At 61.6% G+C, this 12,263-nt stretch carries 6 protein-coding genes and 1 tRNA gene; 5 read left to right on the forward strand and 2 right to left on the reverse strand.

From position 1 onward, the window contains the following. Positions 1–47 precede the first annotated feature (47 nt). Both LRL22_RS07760 and LRL22_RS07765 read left to right on the forward strand, forming a co-directional pair. Entirely contained in the window at positions 48–788 is a 741-nt protein-coding gene (locus tag LRL22_RS07760; RefSeq protein ID WP_257696129.1) for a phosphatase, read from the forward strand. An 89-nt stretch (positions 789–877) separates the two neighbouring features. Further along, positions 878–953 (forward strand) — tRNA-Thr (locus LRL22_RS07765). Positions 954–992: 39 nt separating this feature from the next. Here the strand turns inward: LRL22_RS07765 and LRL22_RS07770 are convergent. Beyond that, entirely contained in the window at positions 993–2,189 is a 1,197-nt protein-coding gene (locus tag LRL22_RS07770; protein ID WP_270905101.1) for an ROK family transcriptional regulator, read from the reverse strand. A gap of 119 nt (positions 2,190–2,308) precedes the next feature. On the opposite strand from LRL22_RS07770, the gene LRL22_RS07775 reads away from it, so the two are divergent. The 3 genes from LRL22_RS07775 (at position 2,309) to LRL22_RS07785 (ending at position 7,974) form a co-directional block, all read left to right on the forward strand. Next, on the forward strand, positions 2,309–5,587 hold the full coding sequence (locus LRL22_RS07775) for a DUF5107 domain-containing protein (RefSeq protein ID WP_270905102.1): 3,279 nt from the start codon (positions 2,309–2,311) through the stop codon (positions 5,585–5,587). A gap of 81 nt (positions 5,588–5,668) precedes the next feature. Next, positions 5,669–7,120: a sugar porter family MFS transporter gene (locus tag LRL22_RS07780; protein WP_033136275.1), complete on the forward strand. Its 1,452-nt coding sequence runs from the start codon at positions 5,669–5,671 to the stop codon at positions 7,118–7,120. Further along, positions 7,117–7,974: an aldose 1-epimerase gene (locus LRL22_RS07785; protein WP_270905103.1), complete on the forward strand. Its 858-nt coding sequence runs from the start codon at positions 7,117–7,119 to the stop codon at positions 7,972–7,974. The genes LRL22_RS07780 and LRL22_RS07785 overlap by 4 nt, the downstream gene beginning before the upstream one ends. Before the next feature lie 95 nt (positions 7,975–8,069). Here the strand turns inward: LRL22_RS07785 and fdhF are convergent, their stop codons facing one another. Next, on the reverse strand, positions 8,070–12,236 hold the full coding sequence (gene fdhF, locus LRL22_RS07790) for a formate dehydrogenase subunit alpha (RefSeq protein ID WP_270905104.1): 4,167 nt from the start codon (positions 12,234–12,236) through the stop codon (positions 8,070–8,072). Positions 12,237–12,263 lie beyond the last annotated feature (27 nt).

The following is a 12,263-nucleotide window of genomic DNA, read 5'->3' on the forward strand; positions in this document are numbered from 1 at the left end:
CCCCCTACTTTGTTATGCTGCCCCTTCAAAATATGAGGGGAGAGAAGATGAAGTACCCGGTCGATACCCACACTCACACCATTGCCAGCACCCATGCCTACAGCACCATCCACGACTATCTGCCGATAGCCAAGGCCAAGGGGATCAAGCTGTTCGCCACCACGGATCATGGCCCCGAGATGGCCGATGCCCCTCATGTCTGGCACTTTGCCAACTTGCCGATATTGCCAAGAGTGGTGGATGGGGTAGGGATCCTGCGGGGTATCGAGGCCAACATCAAAAACCTGGAGGGGGAGATCGATTTTCCCGAGCGCTATGAGTCGCGCCTCGACATGATCATGGCGGGTTTTCATGAGCAGGTATTCCCTCCCTGCGATCAGGCTACCCACACCCAGGCGATGATCAACGCCATCAAGAGCGGTCGGGTCGACATGATCAGCCACCCGGGCAACCCCGCATTTCCCATCGACATTCAGGCTGTGGTCAAGGCGGCGGCCGACTATCGGGTGGCGCTGGAGATCAACAACTCCTCCTTCATTCACTCGCGCCCGGGTAGTGAAGGCAACTGCCGCGCCATCGTTGAAGCAGCGCGAGATCTGGGGGCCTATCTCACTTTCGGCTCCGATTCCCACGTGGCATTTACTCTTGGCGATTTTGACCACTGCCACCGTTTGGTGACCGAAGCGGGCTTCCCGCAAGAGCGGATCCTGGTGCGCTCCCCCCGCGCCCTGCTCGAATTTCTCGAGAGCCGCGGCCGTGCCCATATCCCCGAGTTTGTCGATCTGTAAATCGGGCTCTAACACCATGAGCCAACTCATAAAATCGAGCTGGCTCAATTGACTTGCCGGTCATTTTTTATGAATGTGGGGAGCAACAAGCCGGTATAGCTCAGTTGGTAGAGCAGCGCATTCGTAATGCGAAGGTCAGGAGTTCGATTCCCCTTATCGGCACCAGATCGTGAGGGCAGGTTTCATTTGTGAAACCTGCCCTTTTTACATGGCTTTTGCCAAGGCTCGCTCCACATAGAGATAGCCAATCCCCATCACCTGCTGGGCGCGGCTGAGCTGGCCGAAACGGATATGGGTGGCGTTGACCGCATCGCTGCAGTCGAACGGGTTGGCGCCGGTCTGACTGACGATCGTTTGCAGCCAGGTTTCACCAAAGTGGCAGCTGCGGCCATAGAGCCAGATGCGGTTGATATTGAGGATATTGAGGAAGTTGTAGAGGCTCAGGCCAATGGCGCGGGCCCCTTCGTCCACCAGGGCGCGGATCATGGCATCCCCCTGATGGTAGAGCGTGATCAGTTGGGCGGTATCCAGCTCTACACCAGTCTGCGCCGGGTTGTCGGCACTGGCTTGTTGTTTGAGAAAGACCCGGGCCCGTTTCTTGATGGCAAACAGCGAGGCGACTGTCTCTAGGCAGCCATAGCGGCCGCAGGCACAGGCGCTGCCGTCCGGATTGATGATGGTGTGGCCTATCTGGCCGCTGCCAAACAGAGCGCCCCGGTAGATCTGGTCGTTGATGATAAAGGCCGAGCCGATGCCGTAATCGACGTTGATGACGCAAAAATCCCCGTTCCCTTCCCGGTCCTGCCACTTCTGGGCCAGCGCCAGCATGATGCAGTCGTTATCCACCATCACCTCGCAACCCAGCCGCTCCTCCAGCAGGTACTTGAGCTCGACCGGTGCGTGCCAGGGTGCTTGCGGCATGGTTTGTGATACCCCGGTCGCCGGGTTGACCTGACCGTGTACCGCCAAGGCCAGCCGGATCGCCAGTCCCTTGTGGCGGCGCTTGTGCTGGTAGTAGTGCGCTTCAATCAGGCGCAGCAGCTCATCGGGGGTTTGCGGGGCAATCTTCTGGTCACAGAACTCACCCTGCGGGGTGATCAGGTTATCCACCAGGATGCTTTCCAGATGGGTGGGGCTGATATTGAGGCAAAGAATGGCCCCTTGGCCGCTGGCAATGCGGTAGCTGCCGCCATTGATACCGCGCTGGGAGAGGTTCTGATCGCTGTGGCTGATGGCGCCATCGGCCACCAACTCGTCAAGGATCTTGCTGACCGCCGGAATGGAGAGCTCGCAGTGGCGCGCCAGGGTGGACTTGCTCGCCTCTTTTAGCTGATAGAGCAGGGCAAGCAGCACCTGCTTGTTGTGGTGGCGGACCTTCTGGTTGTTCAACCCTATGCTCATCGATTCACTAAACTCCGCTTACTGTATTGCGTGATCTTTCAGCAATTAATGCAGGTTTAACCATTCTAATCTGGTCTCACTGAAAACTTTACTAACAAATGTTGAGTGAGGCGAGATTAATGAGAGCTGATGTCAAGGTCTGGGTAGAGACCATCTCACTGCCGACCTACGAGGTAGGCGCCGAAGATCCCAACCCCATGTTTCTCGAGAAGCGGGTCTATCAGGGCTCCTCGGGGGCTGTCTATCCCTATGGGGTGATCGACACCCTCACCGGCCAGAAGCAGATGAAGTCCTATCAGGCGGTCTGGCTGGAGAACGACTTTATCAAGGTGATGCTGCTGCCGGAGTTGGGTGGCCGTATCCACCGTGCCTACGACAAGGTGATGAATCGCGACTTCGTCTATTACAACGAGGTGATCAAACCGGCGCTGGTGGGGCTGGTGGGGCCCTGGATCTCCGGCGGCATCGAGTTCAACTGGCCCCAGCACCACAGGCCCACCACCTTTATGCCGGTGGATTTCACCATTACGGAACGGGAGGGGGGCGCCAAGACCGTCTGGCTCGGCGAGGTGGAGCCGATGCGTGGTCTGCAGGTGATGGCGGGCTTTACCCTCTATCCCGACAAGGCGCTCATTGAGATCACTGGCAAGGTGTTCAACGGGAACGACACGCCGCGCCACTTCCTCTGGTGGTCCAACCCGGCGGTGAAAGGGGGCGATGCCCACCAGAGCGTCTTCCCGCCCGATGTGACCGCCGTCTATGACCACGGCAAGCGCGACGTCAGTGCCTTCCCCATCGCCCGCGGCACCTACTACAAGGTGGACTACTCCGCCGGGGTCGATATCTCCCGTTACCGCAATATCCCGGTGCCCACCTCCTATATGGCGGACAAGTCTGACTACGACTTCGTCGGCGCCTATTGCCATGACGAACAGGGCGGCCTGTTGCACGTGGCGGATCACCACGTTTCTCCGGGCAAGAAGCAGTGGAGCTGGGGTAACTGCGATTTTGGTCTGGCCTGGGATCGCAACCTGACCGATGACAACGGCCCCTACATCGAGCTGATGACCGGGGTCTATACCGACAACCAGCCTGACTTTACCTGGCTGGATGCGGGGGAGGAGAAGGTGTTTGTGCAGAACTTCCTGCCCTACAACACCCTCGGCACCCTGCAAAATGCCAACACCCGCGCCGCCATCAAGCTGGAGCGTAGCGAGGACGGTCTGTTGTGCGGTGCCTACGCGATTGCGCCGCTGTGCCACGCCCGTTTCGAAGTGAGTGATGAGAGTGGCGTGCTGTTCACCCAGACGCTAGATCTGCAGCCGGGTCAGGCCTGGCTTGAGCCGCAAGCCATCACCAGCGAGGGACGCTTGCAGGTACGCCTGCTGGATGAGCAGGGCCAGCCGATCCTGAGCTATCTCGAGCATCAGCCCGCAGGCGAAGCCCTGCCTGATCCTGCCACCGCGCCGGAGCCCGCCGTCAATCTCGACTCGGTCGACGAGCTCTACTTCATCGGCCAGCATCTTGAGCAGTATCTGCACGCCAGCCGCTCGCCCTTTGATTACTACCTGCGGGCACTGGAGCTGGATGGCGGCGACTATCGCTGCAACCTGGCGCTGGCAACGCTGGAGTACAACCGCGCCAACTATGAGCAGGCGCTGACCTACGTCAATCATGCACTGGTCCGTGCCCATCGCCTCAACAAGAACCCCCAGTGTGGCAAGGCGAGCTTGCTGCGTGGCCACATCGAGGAACGTTTGGGGCAGTTCGATGCCGCCTTCGATGACTTCTACAAGGCGACCTGGAGCGGTAACTGCCGCGAAAGCGGCTTCCTCGGGCTGGCTCGCATCGCCATGGTGCGCCGGGATCCCGCGCAGGCGCTGCAATTTGTCGAGAAGAGTCTTGCGGTCAACGGCACCCACTACGGCGCTATCGCCCTCAAAGGGTTGGCGCTGCTGGAGTCTGGCCAGCGGGAGGCAGCCATCGCCTATATCGACGAGCTGCGCGTTCGTTATCCACTTCACTATCAACTGGCCTTCCTGCGCTGGCTGGCAAGCGAGCAGCCGACCGATCTCGAGGCGCTGCGCACCCTGTGCAACGGGCGCGGGGTGAATCTCTGCTTCCTGGCAAGCGATCTGCTGGCGCTGGGACGCCCCGAGCTGGCGCAGCAACTGCTCTCAACACTGCAGGTGGAGGAGACCCTGCCGCTGCTGTTCCAGGCTGCATTGTTGCTGGAAGGTGAGGCGCAGGATGCCCTGTTGCAACGGGCCGAGCAGGCGTTTGGCCGCAAGGTGCGCTTCCCCAATACCCTTGGCGAAGTGGCCATGCTGGCGCAACTGCCCCATAGCTGGTTTGCCAGCTATCTGCTGGGCTGCTTCCACTACAGCAAGCGTAGCTACCCACAAGCCATTGCCCTGTGGCAGCAGGTGTGCGAGCAGGCGCCCGGGTTTGCCCCGGCATGGCGCAACCTTGGCATCTATCACTTCAACAAGAGCGACGATCCGGTGGCGGCCGAGCAGTGTCTGAGCCGGGCCTTTTCCCTCAAGCCGGATGATGCCCGTTTGCTGTTTGAACTGGATCAGCTGCACAAGCGCTGCGCCATGGCGCCAAGCGAGCGGTTGGCGCTGCTGGAGGCGCATCGTGAGGTGGTCCTCAAGCGCGACGACCTGACCGCTGAACTGCTCAGTCTCTATCACATCACCGGCCAGCTGGAGGCGGCGGCAGAGATCTTGCGGCTGCGCGAATTCCACCCCTGGGAGGGGGGCGAGGGTAAGGTGACCGGTCAGTACCTCATCAATCAGCAACGCCGGGCGTTGGCGTTGATGATTCAGGGACGCCACGAGCAGGCTATTCCGTTGCTGCAACAGGCGTTGCACTACCCCCTCAATCTGGGGGAGGGACGTCTGGTTGGGCAGACCGACAACGATATCCATTACCTGTTGGCGCTCTGCCATCTGGCCTGTGATAACCAGAGTCTGGCGGCCCAGTGCCTGCAACTGGCCTGTCTGGGTCAGGGGTCGCTGGGGGCCAGCCGCTACTACAACGATCAGCCGGTGGATTATCTCTTCTATCAGGGTATGGCGCTGGCACGTCTTGGTCGGGTTGCGGAGGCGCAGCGTCTCTTTGAAGGAATGGTCGGCTGGGCCGAGCAGGCGATGGGCGAGTCGATCGAGGCGGACTTCTTCGCTGTCTCACTGCCGGATCTCATCGTGCTGGATGACGACCCGCAGCACAAACATCGCCAGCACTGCCTGCTGGTCAGAGCACTCGGTCTGTTGGGGCTGGGTCAGCGGGATGGTTGTGAACAGACCTTGCGAGAGCTGCTCATCCTTAACCCGGCTCACGACAAGGGGCACCTCTTTGCCCTGATCTGCCGCGAGCTGTCACTCCACTCATAACTCTCATAACAAAAACCGGCGCCCCGCCACGGTGAGGGGCGCCACTGCACCCTACAATCGACAAGATAGAAAGGATGAGTCATGGAACGCACGAAAAATCAATTGGATACGAATGGGCTCAATATGAGCTACATCTGGATGATCTGTTTGGTGGCCGCCTGCGGTGGCCTGCTGTTTGGTTATGACTGGGTCGTGATTGGCGGGGCCAAGCCCTTCTATGAGGCCTATTTTGCCATCACGGATCCGGCCCAGTCCGGCTGGGCCATGAGCTCGGCGCTGGTGGGCTGCGTGCTGGGGGCCGCCATCTCCGGCTGGTCAGCCGACCGCTTCGGTCGCAAGAAGCCGCTGATCCTGGCAGCCATCCTCTTCACCATCTCGGCGTGGGGCACGGCTGCGGCCAGCAACTTCGATCTGTTTGTGGTTTATCGCATCATCGGTGGGATTGGCATCGGTCTGGCCTCTGCGCTCTCGCCCATGTACATCGCCGAGATCAGCCCGGCCAACAAGCGCGGCAAGTTCGTGGCCATCAACCAGCTCACCATCGTCATCGGTGTGCTGGCGGCTCAGCTGGTGAACCTGATGATCGCTGATCCGGTGGCGAGCAATGCGACTCAGGCCGATATTCTGGCGACCTGGAATGGTCAGTCCGGCTGGCGCTGGATGTTCGGTGCCGAGCTGGTACCTGCGCTGGCGTTTCTGGTGTTGATGTTCTTCGTGCCGGAGTCGCCGCGCTGGCTGGCCAAAGATGGTCAGTATGAGAAAGCTTCCCGCATGCTCGGCAAGATTGGCGGGGATGCCTATGCCAAGCAGACCCTGGCCGATATCCGCCAGACTCTGGTGGGCGAGACCCACAAGGTCTCGCTGGCGGAGCTGGGCAAACCCTCGGTGCGGCCGATCCTCATCATCGGGATTGTACTGGCAGTCTTCCAGCAGTGGTGCGGCATCAACGTGATCTTCAACTATGCGCAGGAGATCTTTGCCTCCGCCGGGTTTGACATCAACAGCACCCTCAAGTCCATCGTCGCCACCGGTCTTATCAACTTGCTGTTTACCCTGATCGCGCTGCCCATGGTGGACAAGATTGGCCGCCGCAAGCTGATGCTGATTGGCTCGGCGGGACTGACCATCATCTACGGCATGATGGCGGCGGCCTACGCCACAGGCGTACTGGGGCTGCCAGTGTTGCTGCTGGTATTGGCGGCCATCGCCATCTATGCCTTGACGCTGGCGCCGGTCACCTGGGTGCTGCTCTCGGAGATCTTCCCGAATCGGGTGCGTGGGCTGGCGATGTCGGCCGGTACGCTGGCGCTCTGGATCGCCTGTTTCGTGCTGACCTACACCTTCCCGCTGCTCAATGCCGGGTTGGGGGCTGCAGGCAGCTTCCTGCTCTATGGCCTCATCTGTTTTGCCGGTCTCATCTTTATCTATCGCAAGGTGCCTGAGACCAAAGGGGTGACGCTGGAGGCACTGGAAGCCCAACTGGCCCAGGGCAAGGTCGAACTGACGCCGACCAAGGCGAGCGCCTCGGCATGACGGTTTACACATTAAATAACCCGCATCTTCGGATGCGGGTCTCTGCACAAGGGGCCTGCCTGCTGGGGCTGGAGGATGACAAAGGGCGTCCGTTGCTGCGCGACACGGACCCGGCGCAGCCCTGGCATCCCGGCCAGAGCGCGCTGTTTCCCATGTTGCCGCTGGCCAACCGGGTCGCAGGCAACCGTTTTGAGTTGTGGGGAGAGGCGTGTGCATTGCCCGCGAGCGAGCTCGATCCCGATTTCTTTTTGCATGGGGATGGCTGGCTACAGCGATGGCAACCGGTGGCGTTGACCGACAGCTCGGTGACCCTGCAGCTCAACAGCCAGAATGGCCCCTTTCACTATCTGGCGGAGATCGACTATCGGCTGCAGGGGGCGAGCTTGGTGGCGCGGATCAGCCTGACCCATCTTGGGGAGAGCCCCTGTCTCTACGGCGCGGGTTTTCACCCCTTCTTCTGGCGCGACAAGCAGACCCGCATCCGTTTTCTGGCGAGCGGCGTCTGGCAAGAGGGAGCAGATCATCTGCCGATCAACTGGTCGAGCAGGCTGGCGCCCCACCTCGACTTTCGCCAGTGGGCTCGCCCGCAAGGGTGGCTCAACCACTGTTACGGCGGCTGGCGCGGTCAGGCCGAGCTTGACCATCCTGCCCGCCAGCAGCGGCTGCTGGTTTCAAGCGAGTGTGCCTTCCTGATGCTCTATCAGCCCGATGAGGGGAGTGGCTTCGTCTGCCTGGAGCCCCAGAGTCACGCCGCCAATGCTCACCACCTGGCCGGTCACCCCGGTTTGCGGCTACTCGCCAGAGGTGACCGCATGAGTATCGGTATGACCCTGACAGTGGCGTCCGGGGGCTGATAATGATCTGGCTTGTGGTATTGGTGAACGCAATGAGCCACCCGTCGGGTGGCTCTTTTTATTGCGGATTATCCTGCGTGTTACCTGATCTCCGGTCAGGCTATCTCCATCTCTGGCTGTGGTGTCGAGGTGTGTTGGCTGGTCAGCTTGTCGATGCGCACCGCTGCCACCTTGAACTCGGGGATCTTGGCGTGAGGGTCGGTGGCATTGATGGTGAGCCGGTTGGCCGGGGCTTCGGCGAAGTGGAACGGGATAAAGACCACGCCCGGCTGCATCCGTTTGGTGACGAAGGCGGGCAGTTCGATATGGCCGCGGCGGCTGGTGACCTTCACCTGCTCGCGGTTGCTGATGCCCAACCGCTGCGCATCCACTACGCTCATCATCACCCGCGGCCCGGCCAGCTTGTCGAGCCCCTTGGTCTTGCGGGTCATGGTGCCGGTGTGGAACTGCTCCAGCAGGCGGCCGGTAGTTAGCACGATGGGATAGGTCTCGTCGGGCAGCTCGGCTGCATAGCGGAACGGGGTGGCGACCATCTCCCCCTTGCCGCGGGTGAACTGCTTGCCGTGGAGCAGGCGAGTGCCTTCGGGCGCCGCATCGTTGCAAGGCCACTGTAGCCCTTGCACTCCCACCTTGTCCCACTGGATGCCGGCGTATTGCGGGGTTACCCGGCATATCTCGGCGGTGATCTCCTGCGGGTTCTGATAGCGCCAGTCGCCGCCCATGGCGTTGGCGATCTGCTGGATGATCCACCAATCCTCCCGCGCTTCCCCCGGCGCCTTGAGGGCGGGGGAGATGCGCTGCACTCGCCGTTCGGTGTTGGTAAAGTGGCCGCTCTTCTCGGCAAAGGAGCAGGAGGGGAGCACCACATCGGCCAGCTGTGCGGTTTCCGAGAGGAAGATATCCTGCACCACCAGAAACTCCAGCTGCTTGAGCCCCTCAATGACGTGATGCTGGTCCGGATCGCTCAGCACCGGGTTTTCACCCATCACATAGAGCCCCTTGATGCTGCCCGCACAGGCGGCATCTATGGTCTCGGTGAGGGTAAGGCCCGGTGTGCGCGGCAAGTCTGGCTGCTGCCAAGCGGTTGCGAAGCGGGCATGAACCTCGGGGTTGGCCACCTTCTGATAGCCGGGCAGGCAGTTGGGCAGCGCCCCCATGTCACAGGCCCCCTGCACGTTGGACTGGCCCCGCAGCGGGTTGATGCCGCCCCCTTCGATGCCGATGTTGCCGCACAGCAGTTGCAGGTTGGCGATGGCCCGCACGTTGTCGTGCCCGGTGGTGTGCTGGGTGATCCCCATGGAGTAGTAGATGGCAGTGCGTTCGGCGGTGCCGATAAGGCGCGCGAGCTCGATCACCTGCTCGGCCGGTACGCCAGTGACGAGGGCAACCTTGTCCGGTGCATAGGCGGGGGAGAGCACCTCGGCTTGCAGCGCCTCGAACCCTTCTACTCGTACGGCGATATAGGCCTTGTCGTGCCACTCATTCTTTATGATCTGCTGCATCAGGCCGTTTAGCAGCATCACGTCGGTGCCGGGGCGATGGGCCAGATAGAGGCTGGCATGGTCCGCCATCTCGATCCGCTTCGGATCGGCCACTACCAGCCGCGCCTTGCCCGTGGTGACTGCCCGCTTGATATGGGAGCCTATGATGGGGTGAGCCGCCGAGGTGTCGGAGCCGATGATGAAGATAAGATCCGAGTGATCAATGCTCGGGATGTCGTTGGTCATGGCGCCGCTGCCGAGTGACGCTTCCAGCCCGGTGACGGTGGAGGCGTGGCAGAGCCGCGCGCAGTGATCCACGTTGTTGGTGCCAAGCTCCCGGCGCATGAACTTCTGGAACAGGTAGTTCTCTTCGTTGGTGGTTTTGGCCGAAGAAAAGCCCGCCAGTGCATCGCTGCCATAGCGCTGGCGCAGGGCGGTGAAACGCTCGGCGACCAGGGCGATGGCCTCCTGCCAGCTGGCGGGCTCCAGCTCGCCATTTTTGCGGATAAGCGGGGTCGTGAGGCGCTCCTTGCTCTGGATAAAGTCAAAGCCGAAGCGCCCCTTGACGCAGAGCAGCCCCTGATTGACTGGCGAGTTGCGATTCCCCTCCACATAGCGGATGCGGTTGCGCGCCTCATCGACATAGAGGGTGACGCCACAGCCGACCCCGCAGTAGGTGCAGATGGTATTGACCGGCGTGAGCAGTTCGGTGCGCCCCTGCGACTTGTCGCGGGCATCCACCAGGGCACCGGTGGGGCAGACCTGTACGCAGGCGCCGCACTGCACGCAGTGGGAGTCGCCCATCGAGAGTCCCGTGTCGAACTGCGGCCGGTGCGAGAGGGTACCATCGTTGTTTTTGGCAAAGCGCAGCACACCCTGTACCGCCTGCTCACCACAGGTCTGCACGCACTGGCCGCAGCCGATGCAGCGGTTGGCATCGAACACGATAAATTCGCTGCTGTTATCCACCGCAAACTTCTGGCACTGGCTGGTATCGAGAGCGCTCTGCTCGACCTCGTATTCGGTGGCGTAGTCGCGCAGCGCGCAATCGGTGTTGGCCTGACAGCCACACTCGAGGCAGCGGCTGGCTTCGCTGCGGGCATCGTTGTCACTCAGCCCACGCTCCACCTCGGCAAAGCTTCCCTCGCGATCCTTCTTTGCCAGATGGGGCATGATGGTGCGGGCGACTTTTTTCAGGTGAGCAAACTGGGCGGGATCGACCTGCTTGAGTGTGGGAGCCTTGCAGGCGTTGAAGGGGCGAACCGGATCGATCATGTCACCGTGAAGGAACTGATCGATGGCCAGCGCGGCCTTGCGACCATCGGCGACCGCTTCGATGGCGGTCGCAGGCCCGCGGCGCAGATCGCCGATGGAGAACAGGTTGCCGTGGCCGCTGTGCATGGTCTCGGGGTGGGACTCCAGCGTCTGCCAGCGGGTGAAGGGGAGGGTGAGGGGCTCCCCTTCCATAAAGCTGAGATCCGGCTGCTGCGACACTGCCGCAATCACGGTATCAAACTCTTCAAGGAAGAACTCGCCGGTGGGCTCCGGGCGGCGGCGACCGGAGGCGTCCGGCTCGCCGAGGGCCATCTTCTCGAGGCGCACCTGACAGACGCGACCAGCCTCATCGGCCAGATTCTCTACCGGATTGGTGAGCATCAAAAAGCGCACCCCTTCGTGCTCCGCTTCGTCGATCTCATACGCTTCGGCGGGCATCTCGGCGCGGGTGCGGCGATAGATAAGGGTGGTTTCAGCGCCCAGCCTGACCGCCGTGCGGGCGCAGTCGATCGCGGTATTACCACCCCCGATCACCGCAACCCTCTTGCCGGTGGTGAGCCGCTTGGCCAGCATCCGATTCTTGAGGTAATCGACCCCGAGATAACAACCCGCCAGGGTGCTGCCGGGGTAATCCATCGGCACCGCCTTGGAAGCGCCGACTGCCAGACAGACCGCATCATAGTCGCGGTACAGAGCCGAGAGGCTGAGCTCCTGCCCCAGTCGCTGGCTGGTGTGGATCCGCATGCCGCTTTGGCACATCAATGCGATCTCCTGATCGAGGATCGCCTTGGGCAGCCGGTATTCAGGGATGCCGTAGCGCAGCCAGCCACCCGCTTCGGGCATCGCCTCGAACAGATCGACCTCGAACCCCTCGTAACCCAGATAGTAACCGCAGGTGAGGCCGCCCGGGCCGCTGCCGATAATGGCCACCCGCTTGCCCTTGGCGGGCTTCTTTGCCGGTTGATAGGGGGCAACCTCTGCCAGATCGAGATCCGCTGCGTGACGCTTGAGCTGACGAATGGCGAGCGGCTCATCCACCAAGGCGCGGCGGCACTGTGCCTCACAAAAAGCGGGACAGACCCGGCCGATGGAGAGGGGCATTGGCAGGGTCTGCTTGATGACGGCCATCGCTGTCTGGTGATCCCCCATGGCGATGTGATGCAGATAGGATTGAATGTCCACGCCGGCCGGACAGGCGCGCTGGCAGGGGGCTTCGCAATCGGCGTAGTGATCTGCGAGGATGCGGCCGAGCGCCTGCTGGCGGTGGGCGCGCAGGGTATCGCTTTGGGTCGTGATCACCATCCCTGCCTCGGGGCGCGTCTCGCAGGCGCGCCGGATGCCAAGACCGGCAATCTCCACCACGCAGAGATCGCAGGGGGTCTTGGGGCCGCTGGTGTTGTCACCGCACAGGGAGGGGATATCAGTCTGGTGCTGTTTGGCTATCTGGAGCAGGGTTCTGGTCGGGTCAACCGTCAACTGAGCCCCATCGAGGGTGATGGTGATCATGGCGTCATAACTCGCTTTCAAGGCGCA

This window comes from Aeromonas sp. PI_26, assembly GCF_027854445.1.
Taxonomy (GTDB): Bacteria; Pseudomonadota; Gammaproteobacteria; order Enterobacterales; family Aeromonadaceae; genus Aeromonas; species Aeromonas veronii.